General features: G+C 64.4%; 16 protein-coding genes. 5 read left to right on the top strand and 11 right to left on the bottom strand.

The features are described from left to right. Positions 1-135 precede the first annotated feature (135 nt). From AB6724_RS17005 to glmS, 3 genes are all read right to left on the bottom strand, one after another. Positions 136-1,407, bottom strand: a complete 1,272-nt coding sequence (locus AB6724_RS17005) for a hypothetical protein (protein ID WP_369339713.1) — start codon at positions 1,405-1,407, stop codon at positions 136-138. Between the two features lie 454 nt (positions 1,408-1,861). Then, a complete protein-coding gene (locus AB6724_RS17000; RefSeq protein ID WP_369339731.1) occupies positions 1,862-3,151 on the bottom strand; it encodes a TniQ family protein in 1,290 nt (429 codons plus the stop codon). Positions 3,152-3,431: 280 nt separating this feature from the next. Further along, positions 3,432-5,348: a glutamine--fructose-6-phosphate transaminase (isomerizing) gene (gene glmS / locus AB6724_RS16995; protein WP_369339712.1), complete on the bottom strand. Its 1,917-nt coding sequence runs from the start codon at positions 5,346-5,348 to the stop codon at positions 3,432-3,434. Between the two features lie 137 nt (positions 5,349-5,485). On the opposite strand from glmS, the gene AB6724_RS16990 reads away from it, so the two are divergent. Further along, complete coding sequence (locus AB6724_RS16990; protein ID WP_369339711.1) at positions 5,486-5,992, top strand: Lrp/AsnC family transcriptional regulator; 507 nt, start codon at positions 5,486-5,488, stop codon at positions 5,990-5,992. Between the two features lie 141 nt (positions 5,993-6,133). Further along, positions 6,134-7,267, top strand: a complete 1,134-nt coding sequence (locus AB6724_RS16985) for a sensor domain-containing diguanylate cyclase (RefSeq protein WP_369339710.1) — start codon at positions 6,134-6,136, stop codon at positions 7,265-7,267. On the opposite strand, the gene AB6724_RS16980 is transcribed toward AB6724_RS16985, so the two are convergent. Together AB6724_RS16980 and glmU are read right to left on the bottom strand one after the other, a co-directional pair. After that, on the bottom strand, positions 7,268-8,053 hold the full coding sequence (locus AB6724_RS16980) for a sensor histidine kinase (protein ID WP_369339709.1): 786 nt from the start codon (positions 8,051-8,053) through the stop codon (positions 7,268-7,270). Positions 8,054-8,184: 131 nt separating this feature from the next. After that, complete coding sequence (gene glmU / locus AB6724_RS16975) at positions 8,185-9,612, bottom strand: bifunctional UDP-N-acetylglucosamine diphosphorylase/glucosamine-1-phosphate N-acetyltransferase GlmU (protein WP_369339708.1); 1,428 nt, start codon at positions 9,610-9,612, stop codon at positions 8,185-8,187. Between the two features lie 112 nt (positions 9,613-9,724). Here glmU and AB6724_RS16970 point away from each other — a divergent pair, with 112 nt between their 5' ends. Beyond that, entirely contained in the window at positions 9,725-10,699 is a 975-nt protein-coding gene (locus AB6724_RS16970; protein WP_369339707.1) for a LysR substrate-binding domain-containing protein, read from the top strand. 145 nt (positions 10,700-10,844) lie between these two features. On the opposite strand, the gene tyrS is transcribed toward AB6724_RS16970, so the two are convergent. After that, positions 10,845-12,077 carry a tyrosine--tRNA ligase gene (gene tyrS, locus AB6724_RS16965; protein WP_369339706.1) on the bottom strand — a complete coding sequence of 411 codons (1,233 nt, stop codon included), beginning with the start codon at positions 12,075-12,077 and terminating at the stop codon, positions 10,845-10,847. A 191-nt stretch (positions 12,078-12,268) separates the two neighbouring features. On the opposite strand from tyrS, the gene AB6724_RS16960 reads away from it, so the two are divergent. After that, positions 12,269-13,627, top strand: coding sequence for a M23 family metallopeptidase (locus tag AB6724_RS16960; protein ID WP_369339730.1), 1,359 nt, complete (start codon positions 12,269-12,271; stop codon positions 13,625-13,627). A 140-nt stretch (positions 13,628-13,767) separates the two neighbouring features. Beyond that, complete coding sequence (locus AB6724_RS16955) at positions 13,768-14,907, top strand: anhydro-N-acetylmuramic acid kinase (protein WP_369339705.1); 1,140 nt, start codon at positions 13,768-13,770, stop codon at positions 14,905-14,907. Between the two features lie 56 nt (positions 14,908-14,963). On the opposite strand, the gene AB6724_RS16950 is transcribed toward AB6724_RS16955, so the two are convergent. The 5 genes from AB6724_RS16950 to erpA all read right to left on the bottom strand — a co-directional run bounded on the left by AB6724_RS16950 (position 14,964) and on the right by erpA (position 22,583). Next, positions 14,964-16,265 carry an NCS2 family permease gene (locus tag AB6724_RS16950; RefSeq protein ID WP_369339704.1) on the bottom strand — a complete coding sequence of 434 codons (1,302 nt, stop codon included), beginning with the start codon at positions 16,263-16,265 and terminating at the stop codon, positions 14,964-14,966. 162 nt (positions 16,266-16,427) lie between these two features. Continuing rightward, positions 16,428-18,854 carry a xanthine dehydrogenase molybdopterin binding subunit gene (gene xdhB, locus AB6724_RS16945; RefSeq protein ID WP_369339703.1) on the bottom strand — a complete coding sequence of 809 codons (2,427 nt, stop codon included), beginning with the start codon at positions 18,852-18,854 and terminating at the stop codon, positions 16,428-16,430. 1 nt (position 18,855) lies between these two features. Beyond that, entirely contained in the window at positions 18,856-20,469 is a 1,614-nt protein-coding gene (xdhA, locus tag AB6724_RS16940; RefSeq protein WP_369339702.1) for a xanthine dehydrogenase small subunit, read from the bottom strand. 225 nt (positions 20,470-20,694) lie between these two features. After that, positions 20,695-22,116, bottom strand: a complete 1,422-nt coding sequence (gene mdtD, locus AB6724_RS16935) for a multidrug transporter subunit MdtD (RefSeq protein ID WP_369339701.1) — start codon at positions 22,114-22,116, stop codon at positions 20,695-20,697. 104 nt (positions 22,117-22,220) lie between these two features. Continuing rightward, complete coding sequence (erpA, locus tag AB6724_RS16930) at positions 22,221-22,583, bottom strand: iron-sulfur cluster insertion protein ErpA (protein WP_369339700.1); 363 nt, start codon at positions 22,581-22,583, stop codon at positions 22,221-22,223. Between the last annotated feature and the right edge of the window lie 14 nt (positions 22,584-22,597).

Here is a 22,597-nt window from a genome sequence, read left to right as displayed (position 1 = left end):
CATCAAACTAAAGAATGGCACTTGAAATCCGCTCGTGAGGTGAGCTTAGTTTTCGACCGCCCGACCCCGCCAGCGATGGTGAGGCATTGACTTGGTTTGGATCGGTCAATGGATGCCACCGCTGCAGCTTCACTGTCACGAGCCGCCTGCAACCCGCATCGTCGGGTCGGCGGCAGCCAAGTCGCTGGCCATCTGCGCGGGCGCTGGCTCTCGACGAACTGCTCCGTTTTTCAGTTGTTGCGCGAGTGCCTCATGCGCAGCGGCGCGATGGTCATTGCGGTAACGGGCAGCCGCCTGTACGCGGTGCGCACCGATGGCGTTCAAAGTGGGACCGATCTTCCGTAGCCCTTTCAAAGTCACGTTGATTCGTGCGGCGGCCTCCGACATGCTGCTGTTCATCAAGATGCTCTCCGTACCGGAGCTCGAAGCTTCCCTAACGCCTGCGGCCCCCGCCGATGCTTGCCCCTCGCCCAGGAGAGCGTGTCGATGCCAGAACGCCTCGACCTGCTGAAAGCCAGCGGAGATCTGGGCGGTGTCGGGATTGAACGCCTTACAGCGCTCACTTCTCAGGAGCATCTCGAGCGACAAGAGCCATCGATCAACAGGGGCTGGATGGTTCGCGCTGGCTTCCTCGATTCCTCGACCGGATTGTTTGTGGATCATCAGGAAGAGGGCTGTAGATGCTGCCGACCAGACGTATCCCATGTCCAGATTTCCCACGCCATGGAGCATCCCCTTGATGAGGTGCAGGCATTGGAAAGAGACTCCTCCAGCGTACTCGTCCGCCTCTAACTCCATCGCTTGCCTGAGCTTCTGCGCCCGACTCGACCTGGGCACGGCAGGCAACTCCTCATATACGCCGCGCCGAGGGCTGATGGCTTGGAGGTAGTGTGGATGACAGCTTGCAATATGTCCGACCTCGTGGTTCGCCAGCACGAAGCACGTGGCGAGCGCCAGGTTTTGCGCGGCAAGGTATCTGGTCTCGTCGAGAGGATGCTGAAGAGCTGTTGGGTGGAGACCGCCACCGCGGATTGCCGCAGCGATCGCCGTATCAGTCGACTCCTTGGTCGGGTCTCCGATATGCGGCATCGCCAGTGGGTCGCACATGAAGAAGAACCAGAACTGGTAGATCGCTCGCAGCGCTCCGGAGAAGATCGCGATCAGTTCGTGGTCCCCCCTTCTCGTGGCTAGTGCATTGAAGCTCTGGCTGTGGATGAAGTCGAGATGGATCAACCCGCGCTCGCCATAGGCTCGCCATTGATGAGACAACGCGTGTCGTAGCAGCGCGCGGATTTCCTGCAAGCCGGCGGACTCCACTTCGAAGAAGGGCGTTTGATCGAAGGGCGGACCATAGTCCTTGAAGGCTTCAGCAAAAATCTGGTGGATATTCTTATCTGGATCACTCATCTCAATATGGCGATTGGCCAGTTCAGCCCCTGCTCTTCGGGCTTTGACTTCCCGTAGCGCGGCATAGACGGCTGTCGCGTACTCGCTTGGAAGCCTTGCCGTCCATGGACTGATCTCCAATTCTCCCGGTTATGGGGAGCCTGTCCGACTGTCCGACGATGGGCTCTCCTGGGCCAAGGCGTTGGCTGCCGAACTGTCCAGAACAAAGTCGATTCGATAGGTTGCCCCTATGAGCGCACTCTGCGGTCGATCGTTGTTTCCTTCTGGATGACTGCTTGTGGCCGATAGTAAGCGTTCGTTGAGAAAGGGCGGATAACTGCAACCGCTGCATAGAAGGCACTGACCACTGAAACTCAAACGGTAGCAAGGGCTAGCAGCGACAGTCACGAATTGGCCAGACGCAGCCGGTCACGACCGGCGGACTGGTCAGCGATGGCCAGCACAGGTGGTCAGGTCAATCAGAATATGCAGTCAACTCGGTAGCTCGCGATTTCTGAACATGTCTGGCGGCATTGGCCACGCGAGCACAAGAAAGCCTAATGAGCTCTAACACCTCGGCCTCGCTCACTCCTTCGGCCACGCATGCATCAGACAGCGACATTCCGGCCTCAAAACTGAGAAAGGCACGCCAACGAGGCGCGAATGCGACATCGTGCAGTGACGGCAAGCCCAATTGATTGAATTTTTCGCGCAAGTGCGTCGGGTGTAGTCCCAGCTTAGGGGCAATTGCTCTGACCCTGCCCTGCAACTCCAGGTATTCCTTCCAGAACCCACCAAACCAAAAGGTTGGATCTTTAGCATTGCGGCGTTTAGCAGGCCTTTCAGGCGAATTTGCCTCTCCCACATCAATCTGCTTCAGCACCTGATGCACTTGTGAGGGCGAGTCCCAGAGTGCAGCCATTGCAGTGGCATATGCAAACCCGGTCGAGGGCACCGTACGCGAAATCAACGTACTGTCTAGGCCAGAGAAATATGCACCTATCTTTTTATTCAACAACTCAGGCCAGTGGCGCATCAGCCATTCATCCGGAGCCCTGCTTAAGACAAGATCACTCAGGTTGGATTTGACACCATCTTGACTGGTACGCAAGCCAAGCTCCCGCGCTCGATCGCCTAGCCGCCTGGCCAGATGCCCTACAGCAATAGGGCGGTTCCGTTCCAGCAAAGCACAAGCGATCTCCATGAGACGGTTCACAAAACCATTCAACTCAAGATCACCAGCGCCCAACTTCAGTACCTCGACGTCACCCTGCTCTATCCAGTGCTGCGGAAGCAGTGCCCATGGATCGGAGCCTTTCACCTTGATCAACGGTGTTCGATGGCTCGGACAGCAATCGACCCCCTGAAGATGGTGGGTTCGCCGAAACCAACTGAAATTTGAACCCTTGAGGTCATCTTCAACACAATGAGGACAAAGGAATGCACTCGCTTTCTGCGTCAGCATGCCCAAGCGCTTTGTGAAATTAACGCCCTCCTGTGCCCCATAAAAAGCCATGTCTGCTGGACGCGCCCCAACGCGAAGTACACCCATCATGCTGTGCTGCCGTGCGTAATCAACGGGCGACATGCCAACGACTGCAGCCAATTGAGTCAACCGCGGCCCGTCCATTGGCAGCACGCCGCCTTGATCTTTCAGCCATTGGTCGAATCTCTGCGAACTATTGAGCCCAAGGAATAAGGCCATCCGACCTGCATGCGCAATCGCAAGCTCACCAGGCATCGGTTCAACTCGGACTGAATTCATGTCTTGAACGCCGGTCGACGAACTGCTACTCAAAGCAACTCCAACTAGGCCACGCTGCATGGCGTTCCTGGGTCAAGCCTGCTCAGCCGAAGCCAGAAAACGGCAACGATCAGCAAACACCGATTGATCACATATTGAGACGCGCCAAACATGCTGCGCCAGTGGCGGGAAGGACAGAGCAAGTCCTCCCCGAGCGCCGAGCCCCGTGAAATTTACAGAGTTAATTTTCACGTTACAGGGTTTATTTTTACGATCAATCAAGGAGCGCTTTTTGGCGTGCTTACTCGACCGTCACCGATTTCGCCAGGTTGCGCGGCTTGTCCACGTCCGTGCCGCGCGCCACGGCCGTGTGGTAGGCCAGCAGCTGTAGCGGCACCACATGCAAAATGGGGCTCAGCGCGCCGTAGTTCTCGGGCATGCGGATCACGTGCATGCCTTCGCTGCTGTCGATATTCGTCTTGGCATCGGCCAGCACATAGAGCACGCCGCCGCGCGCACGCACTTCCTGCATATTGCTCTTGAGCTTTTCCAGCAGCTCGTCATTGGGCGCCACCGTGACCACGGGCATGGCGCTGTCGACCAGGGCCAGGGGGCCATGCTTGAGCTCGCCGGCCGGATAGGCCTCGGCATGGATGTAGCTGATTTCCTTGAGCTTGAGCGCACCTTCGAGCGCGATCGGATAGTGGATGCCACGGCCCAGGAACAGCGCGTTTTCCTTCTTCGCGAAATCCTCGGCCCAGCTGATGATCTGCGGCTCCAGCGCCAGCACGGACTGCAGGGCCACCGGCAGATGGCGCATGGCGGTCAGGTACTGCTGCTCCTTCTCCTCGGTCAGACGCCCCTTGGACTGGGCCAAAGCCAGGGTCAGCAGGAACAGGCCGGCCAGCTGGGTAGTGAAGGCCTTGGTCGAGGCCACGCCGATTTCGACACCGGCACGCGTGATATAGGCCAGCGCGCACTCGCGCACCATGGCGCTGGTCGCCACATTGCAGATGGTCAGCGTGTGCTGCATGCCCAGGCTTTGCGCATGGCGCAGCGCCGCCAGGGTGTCGGCCGTTTCGCCCGACTGGCTGATGGTGACGACCAGGGTCCTGGGGTCCGGCACGCTGGTGCGGTAGCGGTATTCGCTGGCCACCTCCACATTGCAGGGAATGCCGGCCAGTCCCTCGATCCAGTACTTGGCCGCGCAGCCGCTGTAATAGCTGGTGCCACAGGCCAGGATCAGCACGCGGTCGATTTCCTTGAACACGCGCCAGGCGGCGGTGCCGGTCTTGCCCTCGGGGGTCACGCCGTCAAACAGCTCGGGAACGATGTTCTGCAGACCTTCGAGCGTGTCGCCGATGGCGCGCGGCTGCTCGAAGATTTCCTTCTGCATATAGTGGCGGTACGGGCCCAGCTCGGCCGCGCCGCTGTGCGCGAGCACGGTCTTCACGGGGCGACGCTTTTCATCGAGGCGCTCGCCGCTGCGGCTCACGATCCAGTAGCGGCCGGGCTGCAGATCCACCAGATCGCCCTCTTCCAGGTAGACGATCTGATCGGTGACGCCGGCCAGGGCCATGGCGTCGCTGGCGAGGAAGTTCTCGCCGCCTTCCTTGCCCACGCCCAGGATCAGCGGGGAGCCGGCACGCGCACCCACCACGCGATGCGGCTCGTCCTTGTGCATCACGCCGATGGCAAACGCGCCATGCAGGCGGGCCGTGGCCGCCTGAACGGCCTCGAACAGGTCGCCGCCGTAGAGGCTGTCCACCAGATGCGCGATGACTTCGGTATCGGTCTGGCTGGCAAACACATAGCCCTTGGCCTGGAGTTCGGCACGCAGCGCTTCGTAGTTCTCGATGATGCCGTTGTGCACCAGGGCCACGCGCGCCGGCGCGTCGGCATCCGCCACGGGCGAGATGCCGGGACCATGGCTGAAATGGGGATGAGCATTGCGCACAGCGGGCTCGCCATGGGTGGCCCAGCGGGTGTGGGCGATGCCCGTGAGGCCGTGCACATGCTCGGTCCGCACCTGCTCCATGAGTTCGGCCACGCGGGCCGTGGAGCGCGCACGCTGCAGCCCCTGGCTCAGGCCATCGGCATCCACGGCCTGCACGGCCACGCCGCAGGAGTCATAGCCGCGGTACTCAAGACGCTGCAGGCCTTGGACCAGAACCGGAACGATGTTGCGATAGGAGACCGACGCGACAATGCCACACATAGATGTATACCTTTGGATTGATTTGCCGCGCATGCTACGCGCGGCACAAAGAAATTTCTAATCAATAAATATTTATTTACGACTGAAAATTTCATACAAACATCAGTTTGAATTTTTATTCAATAAAATTTGTTTTTATGAATGAAAATTCCATAGAACTGGATGCCACCGATCTGCAATTGCTGAGACAGCTGCAGCACGATGCCGGCCTCAGCAATCAGGCCTTGGCCCGGAAACTGCATCTCTCGCCTCCGACCTGCCTGCGCCGGGTCAAGCGGCTGCAGTCACTGAACCTGATCGAAAAACAGGTCGCCATTCTGAACCCCGAACAACTGGCCAGGCTTACCGGCCATGGCCTGCAGGCCATCGTGGAGGTGTCTCTGGACCGGCAGGACAGCACCTCCCTGCTTCAGTTCGAGCAAAAAGCCGTGGCCGAGCCCTGCGTGCAGCAATGCTGGCGCGTCTCTCCGGGTCCGGACTTCGTGCTGATCGTGGCCACCGCCGATATGCCGGCCTATCTGAGCCTGAGCCAGAAGCTGTTCACCCAGGATGCCAACGTCCGGAACGTGAAGGCCTTCTTCAGCGTGAAGCGCGCCAAGTTCGGCACCGAGCTCCCCATGCCCGAGACTCAATGTAATCGCTGACACACAGGCAAATCAACTCTTGCGTGATGCGACAAACCTGTTTTGCGTCTCTGTTAAAAATTGACACAAATTAACTAATTTAAATACAAATTTACACATTTCCATTATCCTCACCGTCTTGACCTAATCCAACTCCCCCGGATGACCTTGCATCAAGATGTTCACCGTCGGACCTACCCTTTGCGCGCCTCGTATATGGCGCTGGGTGGATTGGTGGTGGCCGCATGCCTGGCCTATCAGCCGGCCAATATGGCCTGGTGGGCGTTTACGGCCGTCAGCGCCCTGGTCTGGCCGCATATTGCTTTTCTGCATTCGGGCCGCCAGCGCGACCCGTTCCATGCCGAGTATGTGAACTCCCTGCTGGATGCGCTGATCGTGGGCAGCTGGCTTGCGCTGATGCACTGGAGCCTGCTGCCCAGCCTCTGCATTCTGGCCATAGGCGTGGCCGACCGCTTCTATACGGGGCTCAGGCGGCGCTGGCTCTCCACTCTGGGGGCGCTGCTCGGCGGCATGCTGCTGATGAGCTTGTGCATACAGCCCGAGCCGCAGTGGGATGCGCCTTTGGGCGTGCAGCTCAGCCTGCTGCCGTTGGTGATCCTGCACAGCGCCTATGCGAGCTGGTCCACGCGCCGCATGCTCAAGACCCTGGCCAGGCAGAATCTGCAGCTCAAGCAGCTGGGCCGCGTGGACCCGCTGACCACCGTCTACAGCCGTGACTACTGGTGGAAAAAAGCCCGCGCCGCGCTGCGCCAGCATCACCTCTCCAAGGAGCACACCTGCCTGCTGGTGATCGACATCGATCATTTCAAGCGCGTCAACGATATGTACGGGCATATTGTCGGAGACGAGGTCCTGAAACTCATAGGCCTGGCCATCCGCCAATGCCTGCGCAGCCACGATATTGCCGGCCGTTACGGCGGCGACGAATTCACCGTGCTGTGCAAACATGCCAAGGCCGAGGACGCGTATTTCGTGGCCTTGCGCATTCGCGACAAGCTGGCCCAGATCCGCATACGCGAACATCCCGAACTGCGCGTCAGCGGCAGCATCGGCGTGGCCGCCGCCGACAGCAGCTTCAACTCGGTGGCCGAATGGATCAAGGCCGCGGACAGCGCGCTCTACAGCGCCAAGGACGCGGGGCGCGACCAGGTGATCGATGCCACGGACGGCAAGAACAGCACCCTGCGCACCAGCCCGGCGACCATGCCCTCGCCGCCGGAACGGACTCTTGTCCAGACCGACGCCGCAGCCGACCTGGAGCGCGCCGACGGCTGATCACCGCGGCTGCGGCCAGCTCAGGCGCAGCTCGCATCCCAGGCCGGTCTGGGCATGGATGTCGGCCTCGCCGCCATGGCGGCGGCAGATGCTGCGCACCAGCGCCAACCCCGTGCCCACGCCTTCGAATTCGGACTCGCGGTGCATGCGCTGGAAAATGCCGAACAGCCGGTCGGCGCGCGCCTCGTCGAAGCCCACGCCGTTGTCGCTCACCGCAATCGCCAGGCCGCCTTCGTCGGTCACGCTCACGCCGACCTGAATGCTGGCCTGGGGCACGCGCCGGCTGAACTTGACGGCATTGGACAGCGCCGCCCTCAAGGCCTGTTCCAGCAGTTGCGGGTCGGCCTGCACGGTCGGACATGATTCAGGCAGGCGCCAGACGATGCTGCGGCCGGGCGCCTCGGACTCCAGCTGCCGCTTCAGGCCCTGCAGCAGGGGAGCCAGGTCTACCGCCTGCCAGCTCAAAGCATGGCGGGCCGCGCGCGCCAGCAGCAGCAGCCCGTCGAACATGGCCGCCATACGCTGGGCGGACTGCTCCATGGTATGCAGGAAACCCAGCGCTTCCTCCAGCTCTTGCGCACCGGGTTGGGGCGACTGCAGCAGCTCCGCGATCAGCGGATTGAATGCCAGCACATGGCGCAGCGGCGCACGCAGATCATGCGATACCGCATGCACCCAGGCCTGCTGCTCGCTGCGCAGGGCGGCCAGCTGCGCATCGCGCCGGGCCAGCAGCGCCAGCGCCTGCTCCAGCGTCTGCGGCTCGGCAAACTCCTCGCCAGCAGACAATGGATTTCCCTCAGAAAAGTGATTCATGGCGTGCACATTAAAACTGACATGGCCCAAGGCAGTGACGCCGAGCAAGAGCCGCCTCGCAGCAAAGGCGTCGTCCCCCTTCCTGGGGGAAGCCGCGCAGCGGCTCAGGGGGTATTTTTGACAGGCCGTTTCCAGTTGCCGATGCTGACCTGCTTGCCGCGCGCCACCGTCAACACGCCGGGTTCGGTGCTCTTGGTCACGGTCGAGCCACCGCCCACCGTGCCACCCGCGCCGATGGTCACGGGGGCCACCAGCACGCAGTTGCTGCCGATATGGGCGTCGGCCTCGATCACCGTGCGGTGCTTGTTCACGCCGTCGTAGTTGGCCGTGATGCTGCCCGCGCCGTAGTTGACCCGCTCGCCCACGGTGGCATCGCCCAGATAGGCCAGGTGGTTGGCTTTGGCGCCATCGGCCAGCTGGGAGTTCTTCACTTCCACGAAGTTGCCTATATGCACCTCGCGGCCCAGCTTGGCGCCGGGGCGCAGGCGGGCGAACGGACCGACCAGAGCGCCCGGCCCCACCTCCACGCCGGCCTTTTCGCCGTCGATATGGGTGAAGGGGTGGATCACCGCATCCTCGGCGATCACGGCATTGCTGATATGGCAGTTGGCGCCGATGCGGGCGCCTGCACCGATAGTCACCCTGCCGTTGAAGATGCAGTTCACGTCGATGTCCACATCCTGGCCGCAGACCAGGCTGGCCTTGGTGCCGCGTGCGTCGTCGCGGACGTCGAAGCGCTGGGGATCGGCCAGGCGCACTCCCTGCTCCATCAGCTGGCGCGCCAGGCGCAGCTGGTGGGCACGCTCCAGCTCCGCCAGTTGCAGCGGGCTGTTCACGCCGGCCACCTGCAGCACGTCGGCAATGCGGTGGCCGAGCACGGGCACGCCGTCGGCCACGGCCATGGCAACGATGTCGGTCAGGTAGTACTCGCCCTGGGCATTGTGGTTGTTGAGCCTGGCCAGCCACCGGGTCAGATGCCGGGCCGGCACGGCCATGATGCCGCTGTAGATCTCGGTGATCGCACGCTCGGCCTCGCTGGCGTCCTTTTGCTCCACGATGCGTTGCACGGTGCCGGCCTCGTTGCGCACGATGCGGCCATAGCCCGTGGGGTCGAGCATGCTCACCGTGAGCAGGGCCAGGCTGCTGTCGCCCGCGGCATCCACCAGCGCCTGCAAGGTGTCGGCCTGGGTGAGCGGCACGTCGCCGGAGAGCACGACGACCATGCCGTCATCCCGCAGCGCCGGTACGGCCTGCTGCACCGCATGGCCCGTGCCCAGCTGGGGCTCCTGGCGCACGAACTTCAGGTCGTAGCCGGCTTCGGCGCTCTGCGTGCCCGCCAGAGCGGCTTCCACTTCCGCAGCGCCATGCCCGGTGACCACCACGGCAGAGCGCGCCTTGAGCCGCGCCGCCGTATCCAGCACATGCTGCAGCAGCGCCCGGCCGGCGAGCTTCTGCAGCACCTTGGGGTGGCGGCTTTTCATGCGGGTGCCTTTGCCGGCAGCCATGATGACGATATCCAGAGGTGCAGTCATAGTCGTTCGCAAGATCAGAGACCGGCCAATTATCGGCCCAGACCCGCGTCAACAATTGCAAGCCATCGCCAAGGCGTGCCGGCGCCCGAAACCCCGTATGCTTGTCTGTCACATGCCACACGCCACGACCCGCTCCACGCCTCTGCTTCGCACCCGCCCCATAGGGGCCGGCCATCTGCGCGCCTTCATCGCGGTGGCCAAGCATCTGAACTTCCGCGCCGCCGCCGACGAGATGGCGCTCACGCAGTCGGCGGTCAGCCGCCAGATTCAGTCGCTGGAGGACGAGGTGGGCGTGCCGCTGTTCCTGCGCCACTCGCGCGCCGTGGAGCTGACGGGCGCGGGCGCCCAGCTGCTGCACAGCGTGCTGCCCGCGCTGGAGGCCGTGGACGCCACGGTGCGCCAGATCCGCCAGACCGTGGGGCGCAAAAGCGTGGCCATCACCACCTGGGCCAGCTTCGCGGCCATGTGGCTGATTCCGCGGCTGCAGGATTTCCAGCAGGCCTGGCCCGACATCGACATCCGCATCGACACCGGCGACGCCGTGGTCGACCTGGACACCACCGATGTGGACCTGGCCATACGCTACAGCCGCGACCAGGAGGGGCAGAGCAATGGCGCTCAGCAACTGTTCGGCGAGGAGCTGGTGGTGGTCGCCAGCCCGGCGCTGCTGCAAAACGGCCCGCCGCTGCGCGAGCCCGCCGATGCCGCGCACTACACCCTGATCGAGACCGGCGACGTGCACCGCATGCCCCAGCTCGAATGGCTGAGCTGGCAGCGCTGGTTTGGCGCCAACGGCTGCGACCAGCTGCAGCCGCCGCGCTGGCTGTATTTCAATTACGCCCACCAGATCGTGCAGGCCGCGCTGGCCGGCCAGGGCCTGGCCATCGCCCGCCTGCCGCTGGTGGCCGATGCGCTGGCGGCCGGACAGTTGGTCGAGGTCCTGCCCCGGCATCGTCTGGCCTCGCCGCTGGCCTACTGGTTGCTGCGGGGCCCGCGCAGCAGCCAACGCCCCGAGGTCCAGGCCTTCTGCGACTGGCTATCGGCCCAGGCCGCACAGACCCGCGACGCCATGCAGGCCCCGGCATAGGAGCTTGGCTTCAGAAAAAAGAGCTGCCAGCGCATTAGAAACAAGCGTTTCAGATCGTTATTGATCTGAAACCCATGAATTTCTTGCGCCAGCAGCTCTTGTTTCCATAGTCCCGCCGATCGGGACCAGGGTCGGACCCGGGTTCTCAGGCCAGGGTGACGCGCGCGAACTTGCGCTTGCCGACCTGCAGCACAAAGCTGCCGGCATCGAGCTTGAGGCCGCGGTCGCTGACCACGGCACCGTCCATGCGCACGCCGCCGCCGTCGATCAGGCGGTTGGCCTCGCTGGTCGAAGGCGCGAGATTGGCCTGCTTGAGCAGCGCACCAATACCCATGGGCGCCCCCGACAGGGCCACTTCGGGGATGTCGTCGGGAATGCCGCCCTTGGAGCGGTTGATGAAATCCTGCTCGGCCGCATCGGCCAGCGCCGCGCTGTGGAAGCGGGTGGTGATTTCCTTGGCCAGCGCCACCTTGGCGTGCTTGGGGTTGCCGCCGGCCTCGATCTCGGCCTTGAGCGCGGCGATCTCGGCCAGGCTCTTGAAGGACTGCAGCGTGTACCAGTCCCACATCAGATCGTCCGAGATCGACAGCACCTTGGCGAACATGGTGTTGGCGTCCTCGGTGATGCCGATGTAGTTGTTCTTGGACTTGGACATCTTGTGCACGCCGTCCAGGCCCACCAGCAGCGGCATTGTGAGCACACACTGCTGCGCCTGACCGTATTCAGCCTGCAGATGGCGCCCCATCATCAGATTGAACTTCTGGTCCGTGCCGCCCAGCTCCAGATCGGCCTTGAGCGCCACCGAGTCATAGCCCTGCAGCAGCGGGTAGAGGAATTCGTGCAGGCTGATGGAGCTGCCGTCGCTGAAGCGCTGGTGGAAGTCGTTGCGCTCCATCATGCGCGCCACGGTGTACTTGGCCGACAGCTGGATCATGCCGCGCGCGCCCAGCTGGTCGCACCACTCACTGTTGTAGCGCACCTCGGTCCTGGCCGGGTCCAGCACCTTGGCGGCCTGGGTGTAATAGGTCTCGGCATTGAGCTTGATCTGCTCGGCGGTCAGCGGCGGGCGCGTGCTGTTGCGGCCCGAGGGATCGCCGATCAGCGTGGTGAAGTCGCCGATCAGAAAGATCACCTGGTGACCCAGGTCCTGCAGCTGGCGCATCTTGTTGAGCACCACGGTGTGGCCCAGGTGGATGTCGGGCGCCGTGGGGTCCAGGCCCAGCTTGATGCGCAGCGGCACACCCGTGGCCTCGGACTTGGCCAGCTTCTGGACCCATTCGTCCTTGGGCAGCAATTCATCGACTCCACGGAGAGTGACTTCCAGCGCTTGGTTCACTCTGTCGGTCACGGGATAGCTTGTAACAGCAGATTGATTCATAAGGGTTTTTCGGCAGGCGCGGTAGGACGCGGTCGATATACTTGGATGTTTGTCGCTGTGGTCAATTTTAGACTGCTCCCTCATAAGGACCGCTTTGCGTGGACTTATGGCACGGTTGAGCTCTCAAATCGCGTGTCGGCCCGGCAGGTTTTTTACTCTCACGGACACGCTCCCAAGGATTCAACGTTTTGATTAATGGCTTGAAAAATGCCGGCGGTGCCTTCATCGCGCGGTTGATCTCGGCCCTGCAAAAGCACCCCCGGCGCGCCACGGCTGCGCTGGCGACGATTTTGCTGACCGGCGGCAGCGGCGCTTTCGCCGTCGCCAGCCTGGGGCCCGACCCCGCCGACCTTCCCGTACGCACCCTGACCGAGCCCGTGGCCTCGCTGGCCGAGGGCCACGAGCTCGCGGATCTGACCGATCTGCAGTCGTTCTCGCTCTACCGCTCCGAAACCACGCGCGCCAACGACACGCCCGAGTCGCTGCTCCAGCGCCTGGGCATTGCCGACCCGCAGGCCGCAGCCTTCATGCGCAGCGACGACAGCGTGCGCCAGCATGTGCTGGGCCGCAGCGGCCGACTGGTGTCGGCCGAAACCACGCCCGACCACCAGCTCACGCGGATGACCGTGCGCTGGGCCCCGGATGAGGACGGAAGCTTCCGCCGCCTGACGCTGGAGCGTGCCGACGGCAAGCTCGCCAGCCGCATCGAGACCGGCAAGCTGACGGCCGCGCCGCGCCTGGCCGGCGGCGTGATCCGCTCCTCCTTCTTCGCTGCCACCGACGCCTCCGACATCCCGGACAGCATCTCCATGCAGATGGCCGACATCTTCCAGGGCGAGCTGGACTTCCGCCGCGGCCTGCGCAAGGGCGACCGCTTCGCCGTGGTCTACGAGTCGCTGGAAGCCGACGGCGAGCCCCTGCGCGCCGGCCGCGTGCTGAGCACCGAGTTTCACAACAACGGCAAGACCCATCAGGCCATGTGGTTCCAGGAGGAAGGCAAGAAGGGCGCTTACTACACGCTGGACGGCAAGAGCCTGCAGCAGGCCTACCTGAACTACCCCGTGGAGTTCTCGCGCATCAGCAGCGGCTTTGCCATGCGCCTGCACCCCATCCAGAAGACCTGGCGCGCCCACCTGGGCACGGACTTCGCGGCTCCCACGGGCACCAAGGTGCGCACCGTGGGCGACGGCACGGTGTCCTTCGCCGGGGTGCAGAACGGCTATGGCAATGTGATCTTTGTCGAGCACGCCAACCAGCACACCACGGTCTACGCCCACCTGAGCCGCATCGACGTCAGGCAGGGCCAGCATGTGGACCAGGGCGACATCATCGGCGCCGTGGGCTCCACCGGCTGGGCCACCGGTCCGCACCTGCACTTCGAGTTCCGCGTCAAGGGCGAGCAGCGCGACCCGCTGACCATCGCCCAGTCCAGCGACGCGGTCAGGCCCATCTCCAAGGCTGCCCGTCCGGCCTTCGACAAGCAGGCCGCGCAGATGCGCATCGAGCTCAATGCGGGCTCCGAATCCTTTGCCATGGCCAGCGCACGCTGATACGGCCATCGACTCCCCCCAAAGGGCTGCTGTTGCAGCCCTTTTTCATTTCCTCACAAAAATCGTTGGCAGCGCTCACCAGACAAGCGCTACACGCTACAGCTAAGATAGTAAACCGCACGCTCACTCTCTGATTTGCCATGCCCAATGCCATTGAACAAGCCGTCCAAAGCCCCCTCTATATCGGCCTGATGTCGGGCACTTCGCTGGATGGCGTCGACGGGGTGCTGGTGGACTTCAGTCGCGGCACGCAGGTCCTGCAGCATGCGAGCTGCGGCTTTGATGCCGGGCTGCGCGCCGAACTGCTGGCGCTGAACACGGCCGGCGGCCAGGACGAGCTGCACCGTGCGGCGCTGGCCGCCAACGCCCTGGTACGCCACTATGCCCAGGTCGTGCAACAGCTGCTGAGCGCGGGCCGCGTTCGGCCCGATCAGGTTGCTGCCATAGGTGCCCACGGCCAGACCGTGCGCCACAGGCCGCAGCTGTTCGACGGCACCGGCTATACCTTGCAGCTCAATGCGCCGGCCCTGCTGGCCGAGCTCTGCGGCATCACCGTGGTTGCCGACCTGCGCAGCCGCGACGTCGCGGCCGGCGGCCAGGGTGCGCCGCTGGTGCCGGCGTTTCACCAGAGCCAGTTCGGCCAGGACGGCCGCAGCACGCTGGTGCTCAATATCGGCGGCATCGCCAATCTCAGCGTGCTGGGAACCGATGGCTCGGTGCTGGGTTTCGACTCCGGCCCCGGCAATGCGCTGATGGACGGCTGGTGCCTGCAGCACACGGGCCGGCCCTATGACGACGGTGGGCAATGGGCGGCCAGCGGCCGACCCATACCCGGGCTGCTGGCCGCCATGCTGGCCGAACCCTATCTGGCCCAGCAGCCTCCCAAGAGCACGGGCCGCGACCTCTTCCATGCCGACTGGCTGGCACTGCATCTGCAGCGCCATGCGGCGCAGGCAGCCCCCGTCGATGTACAGGCCACGCTGACCGAATTCACGGCCGCCAGCTGCGCCGCAGCCGTCCAGCGCTTCGGCGGCGACAGCGACGAGCTGCTGGTCTGCGGCGGCGGGGCGCTCAACACCCATCTGATGCAGCGCCTCGCGGCGCTGCTGCCTGGCCTCAAGGTCGGCAGCACCGCGGAGCGCGGCCTGCCGCCGCTGGAGGTCGAGGCCGCCGCCTTTGCCTGGCTGGCGCGCCGCTGTCTGCTGGGCCTGCCCGGCAATCTGGCCAGCGTGACCGGCGCCCGGGGGCCGCGCATTCTGGGCGCCATCTACCCGGCCTGAGAGCCGGACATGAAAAAGGCGGCTCCAAAGCCGCCTTTTTTATCCGCGCCCGGCGCTCAATGCCCGCCGAGGTAGATGAACTTGAACAGGAAGACCGCGGCGATCAGCCACACGATCCAGTGCACCTCCCTGACCTTGCCCGTGAACAGCTTGAGCACCGCATAGCTGATGAAGCCGAAGGCCAGGCCGTTGGCGATGGAATAGGTGAAAGGCATCATCAGCGCGGTGATGACGGCAGGCACGGCCTCAGTGGTCTCCTCCCACTGCACCTCGGTCAGATCCTTGAGCATCAGGCAGGCCACGAACAGCAGCGCCGGAGCCGTGGCATAGCCGGGCACCACACCGGCCAGAGGCGCGATGAACAGGCAGGCCAGGAACAGCACGGCCACGGTGAGCGCCGTCAGGCCCGTGCGACCGCCGGCCTGTACGCCCGCGGCGCTTTCCACATAGGCCGTGGTGCTGGAGGTGCCGAGCATGGAGCCCACGAAGATGGCGCCGGAGTCGGCCAGCAGCGAGCGATTGAAACGCCCCATGCGCTCGGGCACCAGCAGGCCGGCGCGGCGCGCCACGCCCATCAGCGTGCCCGTGGCATCGAACAGCTCCACCAGGAAGAACACCAGCACCACATTGAGAATCCCGCCCGTGAGCGCGGCCTTGATGTCCAGCTTGAACAGCGTGGGCTCAATGGAAGGCGGCATGGAGAACACGCCCTGGAACTTGTTGCCACCGAAGAAGAAAGACGCGATGGTCACGGCCAGGATGCCGATCAGCAGCGCGCCCGGCACTTTGAGGCGGTCCAGCACCACGATCAGCAAGAAGCCCAGCGAAGCCATGATGACCTCGGGCTTGTGCAGGTCGCCCAGCGTCACATAGGTCGCGCCGTCGGCGGCCACCACGCCAGCCGTCTTGAGCGCGATCAGCGCCAGGAACAGGCCAATGCCCACGGTGATGGCCACGCGTATGGACTGCGGAATGCCCTTGATGATGAGCTCGCGCAGGCCGAACAGGGTACAGATCAGGAACAGACAGCCCGAGACGAACACCGCGCCCAGCGCGGCCTCCCAGGTAAAGCCCATCTTGAGCACCACCACATAGGCGAAATAGGCGTTGAGCCCCATGCCCGGCGCCAGGGCGATCGGGTAGTTGGCATACAGCGCCATGATGGTGGAGCCCAGGGCCGCTATCAGGCAGGTCGCCACGAATACTGACCCCTTGGGCATGCCCGCATCCCCCAGGATGGAAGGATTGACGAACATGATGTAGGCCATGGTGAGAAAAGTGGTGAGGCCCGCAACCAGTTCCGTGCGCACATTGCTGTTGTGCTCGCTGAGTTTGAATATCCGCTCTGTCCAGTTCATTGCATAGTCTCCGTGTTGTTTTGCATGCCGGGCGCAACGTGAGGAACGCGCCCAATCCTGCGCCGTGGCATAGACGGCGCAGCACATAGCCTTGCCCCGCGGCAACAGCCATGATTCGGAACGGCTGCCGCCCCGCGGGGCGACAACACCCGTGAGGAAAAGTTAGCGAGTGTGCCCTTGAACGGCTTCCACTGCTCGCAGGATGGCCTCCGGCGTGGCAGGCGCACGCAGGGGCGGGCTCAAGCGGTGATCGGCGGCGGACGAGACCGCATCCCGTATCGCGAAGAACACCGAGAACGGCAGCAGCAGCGGCGGCTCGCCCACGGCCTTGCTGCGGTGGATCGAGTCCTCGTAGTTGTCGCCCTCGAACAGGCGCACATTGAATACGGGCGGGCAGTCGTTGGCCGTAGGAATTTTGTAGGTGCTGGGCGCGTGGGTGGTGAGCTTGCCGCTTTGCGGATGCCAGACCAGCTCCTCGGTGGTGAGCCAGCCCATGCCCTGGATGAAGGCCCCCTCGACCTGGCCGATATCGACGGCCGGGTTCAGCGAACGCCCCACGTCGTGTAGCACATCGGCGCGCAGCAGCTTCCATTCGCCCGTCAGGGTATCGACCACCACCTCGCTGACGGCCGCGCCATAGGCGAAATAGAAGAAGGGCCGGCCCTTCATGGCCTTGCCATCCCAGTGCAGTCCCGGCGTGGCGTAGAAGCCGTCGGACCAGAGCTGCACGCGCTGCAGATAGGCGCTGCGCACCAGATCGGCAAAAGCCAGGGTCTGTCCGTTCACCTCCACCGCATCGTTGGCAAAGCGCACGCTCTTGGCGTCCCCGCCATGCAGGCGCGCCGCGCATTCGGCCAGGCGCTCGCGCAGCTGCCGCGCCGCGTCCTGGGCGGCCTTGCCGTTGAGGTCGGCGCCCGTGGACGCAGCCGTGGCCGAGGTATTCGCCACCTTGCTGGTGTCGGTGGCCGTGACGCGCACCCGCTCGAAGGCCACGCCCAGCTCATGCGCCACCACCTGGGCCACCTTGGTGTTGAGCCCCTGGCCCATTTCCGTGCCGCCGTGATTCACCAGGATGGAGCCATCGGTATAGATATGCACCAGCGCTCCGGCCTGGTTGAAATGCGCGACGTTGAAGGAAATGCCGAACTTCAGCGGCGTCAGCGCCAGCCCGCGCTTGAGCACCGGGCTTTGCGCATTGAAGGCGGCCGCGGCCGCGCGGCGCGCACGGTAGTCGCTGGAGGCCTCGAGCTCGGCCACCAGCTCGTGGATCACGTTGTCGGTGACCGTCTGCTCGTAGGGCGTGACGTTGCGCGCTTCCTGGCCATAGAAGTTGGCGCGCCGCACATCGAGCGGGTCGCGCCCCAGCGCGCGCGCAACCGTGTCCAGGATGTTCTCGATGGCGATCGCGCCCTGCGGCCCGCCGAAACCGCGGAAGGCCGTGTTGCTCTGGGTATTGGTCTTGCCCATATAGCCATGCATGCTGACATCGGGCAGCCAGTAGGCATTGTCGAAATGGCATAGCGCGCGCGTCATCACCGGCGCCGACAGATCGGCCGAATGTCCGGCGCGCGAGACCATGGAGATCTCGGCCCCCAGCACGCGGCCCTCGTCGTCGTAACCGACCTCGTATTCATACCAGAAACAGTGGCGGCGGCCCGTGATCATGAAGTCGTCGTCGCGATCCAGGCGCAGCTTTACCGGCCGGCGCAAACGGGTCGCGGCCACCGCGGCCACGCAGGCAAACAGCGCCGATTGCGACTCCTTGCCGCCGAAGCCGCCGCCCATGCGGCGGCACTCCACCTGTACCGCATGCGAGGCCAGGCCCAGCGCATGGGCCACCAGATGCTGCATTTCGCTGGGGTGCTGGGTGGAGCAGTGAATATGCACGGCCCCGTCTTCCTTGGGAATCGCGTAGCTGATCTGGCCCTCGAGATAGAACTGCTCCTGGCCGCCCACCTCGAAGCTGTCCTTGAGCCTGTGCGGCGCTCCGGCGATTGCCGCGCGCGCGCCGCCCTCGTGGGTGCTGCGCTCCAGATGCATGGGCGGCATCACATACTGGCCCAGTTCGTGGGCCTTCTGCGGCGTCAGCACCGGCGGCAGCACTTCGATGCTGGCCGCGCTCTTGGCCAGCGCCGCCGCGCGGCGCGCCTCCTCCCGCGTGCGGGCGATCACCGCAAACAGCGGCTGGCCCACGTAGCGGATCTCGCCGTCGCAGAGAATCGGATCGTCATGGATGATGGAGCCGCAATCGTTGACACCGGGTATGTCGGCCGCCGTGATGACCTCCACCACGCCGGGCATGGCGCGCACGGCCTCCAGCGCCAGCGCCGTGAGCCGGCCATGGGCCACCGGCGAAAGCCCCAGCGCGCAGTGCAGCGTGCCTTCGAGTTCAGGCAGATCGTCGATATAGGCGGCCTCGCCCGCCACATGCAGATGCGCGGACTCATGCTTGCGGCTGACGCCCACGCGGGCCCCCTGGCCCTGCGCCTGCGCCTCGCCCGCTTCATCGAGGCGGGTGGCCGTGTTGCGGCGGTAGTCGGCAAAGGTCTCGGCCATTTGCACGTCGCTCAGTTCATGTGGATGCTTCATCTCAGGCTCCCTGCTCCGCGGTTGCGGGGACGGCATGGGGCATCACGCTCCACACGCTAGCGTCTGCGCTGTCCACGGGCTGCTCCGCCCGGGTTTCCAGCCACAGGCGTTGAATCAGGTTCTGCGCCACCTTGAGCCGATATTCCGCACTCGCGCGCATATCGCTCATGGGCTGGAAGTCGGCGGCCAGGGCGGCCTGCGCGGCCGCCACGTTTTCCTGGCTCCAGGGCTTGCCGACCAGAGCCGCCTCGGCGCGGGCCGCTCTTTTGACCGTGGCCGCCATGCCGCCGAAAGCCAGGCGTATGGCTTTCACCGCCCCTTGCTCAAGCTCAAGCGCAAAGCCCGCGCACAGGGCCGAGATGTCGCAATCGAAGCGCTTGCTGATCTTGTAGGCGCGCACCTGGCGCTGCATGGCCGCCAGCGGCACGGCCATGGCCTGCACGAACTCGCCGGGCTCCAGCTGGTTCTGCATATAGTCGAGATAGAACTCGGCCAGCGGCATGCGGCGCACGCGCGAGCCCTTGCGCAGTTCGATCTGCGCATCCAGTGCCATCAGCACCGGAGGCGAGTCGCCGATGGGCGAGCCATTGGCCACATTGCCGCCCATGGTGCCCGCATGGCGGATAGGCGTGGAGGCAAAGCGCAGCCAGACGTCGGTGAGGCTGGGCACGCGCTGCACCAGCGCGCTCCAGGCGGCCTCCAGAGAGGCTCCGGCACCGATGTACAGCTCGCCGCCCTCGGCATCGGGCCGCACCTCGATGCGCTTCATCTCGGCCACGTCGCCGACATAGATCATGTCGCCCAGATCGCGGAACTGCTTGTTGACCCACAGGCCCACGTCGGTGGAGCCCGCCACGATGCGCGCCTTGGGCTTGGCTTCGCAGAGGGCTGCCAGCGCGTCCAGCGTGCGCGGCGCATGGAAGTGATCGGTGCGCGCATTCTGCGTGGCCGAATAGTCCAGCCCCGCGTGATCACCATCGCCGTCGCCGCGCAGGCCTTGCAGCGCGGCCACCACGGGCGCCGTGTCCAGGCGCACGGCGGGCAGATCAAACATGCGCTGGCCCGCATCGAGAATCGGGCGGTAGCCCGTACAGCGGCACAGATTGCCCGAGAGCTCGTCGGCCAGCTGCTGGCGCGTGGGCTGCGTGCCCTGCTGACTATGCAGCTCGTAGGCCGACCACAGCGACATCACGATGCCCGGCGTGCAGAAGCCGCACTGCGAGCCATGGCAGTCCACCATGGCCTGCTGCACCGGGTGCAGCGCCGGGGCTGCAGACCGGCTGGCGCAGCCGGCCTGGCCCGCGCACTGCGGCTTGAGGTCTTCCACGGTGAACAAGGCCTTGCCGTGCAGGCTGGGCAGAAACTGGATGCAGGCGTTGACGGACTGCAGGCGCAGGCCGTTGATGGCCTGGGCATCGCCCGCATCGGCCAGCTCGCCGATGACAACGGTACAGGCGCCGCAGTCGCCTTCGTTGCAGCCTTCCTTGGTGCCTGTGCAGTGCGCGTCTTCGCGCAGCCACTGGAGCACCGAGCGCGTGGGATGCGGTCCCTGCACCTCCACCACCGCGCCGCGGTGGAAGAAGCGTATGGGCTGTGAGTTCTGACTTTTGCTCATGGTTGTGGGGCCAAAATAGGTGGAGCGCCTGCATGCAAGATGCGTTCCAGGCGCTGCATTTGTCTACATTGCAAGACTACGCGTCCCTTCGCAGCTTCGCATATGACAGTGCTCATATTGGCTATGTGGCAGTGCATATATGCCCCCACAAAAGCAAGGGAGAACCCCTAAAAACGGCCGTCCAGAGAAATATTTTCAGATTTCCGGCCTTCCGGGAATCCCTGGTCAGGAGTCGCCGGCATCGGGCGCCGGGCGCACGCTCTCGTCGCTGTCGAGCTGGCTGAACACCAGCGTGGCAGCCAGCGTCATCAAGGCCACGGTCACGAAGGTGGCGCGGATAGCCAGCATGCGGTCGCCGGCCTGCAGATGCCACATATCGCTAAACCCCGTGAGCAGAGCACCGGCCAGGGCCACCCCCATACTCATGGCCAGCATCTGCACCATGGACAGCAGGCTGTTGCCGCTGCTGGCGTTCTCGCCCTCCATGTCCTTGAGCGTGACGGAGTTCATGGCCGAGAACTGCATGGAGTTGAAGCCGCCGAAGATGAAGAGCTGCAACAGCAGCAGCCAGGTCGGCATGCCCGGCACGACCAGGCCGAACGAGGCCAGCATCAGAGCCAGCATTACCGAGTTAACCTGCAGCACGCGCTTGTAGCCGAAGCGCTGCACGGTGCGCACCGCGATGCGCTTGACCAGCATGGAGCCGGTCACCGTGGCCAGCATCATCAGGCCGGCGCTCACGGGAGACAGGCCCAGGCCGATCTGCAGCAGCAGCGGAATCAGGAACGGCGCGGCACCGCTGCCGAAGCGCGCGAACAGATTGCCCAGCAGTCCCACGCGCAGCGAGCGCACCTTGAACAGCTCGGGCGCGAACAGGGGCTCTTCGATGCGCAGCGCATGCATCCAATAGCTGGCCAGGCTGGCCAGGCCGAAGACCATGAGCACGGCGACCAGGGCCATGCCCAGGCCCACACCCGACAGCCCGTCCAGCGCGACCGAGATCGCCACCATGCCGAAAGCCAGCATGGCATAGCCTGCGGTATCGAACTTGCGCACCGCCACGAGCGCGCCGCGCGGAAACCAGCGCCAGGTCGCCCACAGCCCGATCAGGCCCACGGGCACGTTGATCCAGAAAATCCAGTGCCAGGACAGGTATTCCACCATCCAGCCGCCCAGCGTAGGCCCCAGCAGCGGCCCCACCTGGCCCGGGATCGCGATGAAGCTCATGGCGCGGATGAAGTCATCGCGCGGATAGGTGCGCAGCACGGCCAGCCGCCCCACGGGCAGCATCATGGCGCCGCCCACGCCCTGCACCACGCGCGCCGCGACCAGGAACGAGAGATTGGGCGAAAGCGCGCACAGCACCGAGCCCAGCACGAACAGCGCGATGGCCACGCCGTACACGCGGCGCGTGCCAAAGCGGTCGGCCACCCAGCCCGTGGCCGGAATCAGCATGGCCGTGGTCAGCGCATAGGCGACGATGACGGACTGCATCTTCAGCGGACTCTCGCCCAGCGCCTCGGCCATGGACGGCAGGGCGGTGTTGAGAATGGTCGCGTCCAGCGCCTGCATGAAAAAGCCTATGGCCACCAGCCACAGCAGCCGTTCCTTATGCGGCGCATGCGCCGATGGAGTCAGCTCAGCCATCGTTCTCTCCCGAAAATTCTTGTGCCGCGGCAACAAAAAAGCCGCTGACGAGCAGCGGCCTGACAGATAACGCCGGGCGCAAGCGACCGGCGTCGGAACACGGCTTATACCGAGAAGCTGGAGCCGCAGCCGCAGGTGGTGGTAGCGTTGGGGTTCTTGATCACGAACTGGGCGCCCTGCAGATCTTCCTTGTAGTCGATCTCGGCGCCGACCAGATACTGGTAGCTCATGGCATCGATCAGCAGCGAGACGCCATTCTTGGTCATGGTCGTGTCGTCCTCGTTGGTGATCTCGTCAAACGTGAAGCCATACTGGAAGCCCGAGCAGCCGCCACCTTGCACGAAAACGCGCAACTTCAGATCGGGGTTGCCCTCTTCGGCGATCAGGTCGGCCACCTTGGCAGCGGCGCTGTCGGTGAAGATGATCGGTGCGGGCATTTCGGTGGTGGTTTCAGCTACGGCGCTCATGGGAATACTCCGGA

The organism is Comamonas guangdongensis (genome assembly GCF_041079535.1).
In the GTDB taxonomy this organism is placed as follows: domain Bacteria; phylum Pseudomonadota; class Gammaproteobacteria; order Burkholderiales; family Burkholderiaceae_C; genus Comamonas; species Comamonas guangdongensis.
Note: the sequence above shows the minus strand (reverse complement) of the source record. Positions and strands in the feature narration are given on the sequence as shown.

Coding starts and splice junctions, on each gene's coding strand:
- AB6724_RS16950 (WP_369339704.1), bottom strand. CDS start 16,265: ATGAACTGGACAGAGCGGATATTCAAACTCAGCGAGCACAACAGCAAT.
- xdhA (WP_369339702.1), bottom strand. CDS start 20,469: ATGAGCAAAAGTCAGAACTCACAGCCCATACGCTTCTTCCACCGCGGC.
- AB6724_RS17000 (WP_369339731.1), bottom strand. CDS start 3,151: ATGAATTCAGTCCGAGTTGAACCGATGCCTGGTGAGCTTGCGATTGCG.
- glmU (WP_369339708.1), bottom strand. CDS start 9,612: ATGACTGCACCTCTGGATATCGTCATCATGGCTGCCGGCAAAGGCACC.
- mdtD (WP_369339701.1), bottom strand. CDS start 22,116: ATGGCTGAGCTGACTCCATCGGCGCATGCGCCGCATAAGGAACGGCTG.
- tyrS (WP_369339706.1), bottom strand. CDS start 12,077: ATGAATCAATCTGCTGTTACAAGCTATCCCGTGACCGACAGAGTGAAC.
- AB6724_RS16955 (WP_369339705.1), top strand. CDS start 13,768: ATGCCCAATGCCATTGAACAAGCCGTCCAAAGCCCCCTCTATATCGGC.
- AB6724_RS16990 (WP_369339711.1), top strand. CDS start 5,486: ATGAATGAAAATTCCATAGAACTGGATGCCACCGATCTGCAATTGCTG.
- AB6724_RS16985 (WP_369339710.1), top strand. CDS start 6,134: ATGACCTTGCATCAAGATGTTCACCGTCGGACCTACCCTTTGCGCGCC.
- glmS (WP_369339712.1), bottom strand. CDS start 5,348: ATGTGTGGCATTGTCGCGTCGGTCTCCTATCGCAACATCGTTCCGGTT.
- AB6724_RS16970 (WP_369339707.1), top strand. CDS start 9,725: ATGCCACACGCCACGACCCGCTCCACGCCTCTGCTTCGCACCCGCCCC.
- xdhB (WP_369339703.1), bottom strand. CDS start 18,854: ATGAAGCATCCACATGAACTGAGCGACGTGCAAATGGCCGAGACCTTT.
- AB6724_RS17005 (WP_369339713.1), bottom strand. CDS start 1,407: ATGAGTGATCCAGATAAGAATATCCACCAGATTTTTGCTGAAGCCTTC.
- erpA (WP_369339700.1), bottom strand. CDS start 22,583: ATGAGCGCCGTAGCTGAAACCACCACCGAAATGCCCGCACCGATCATC.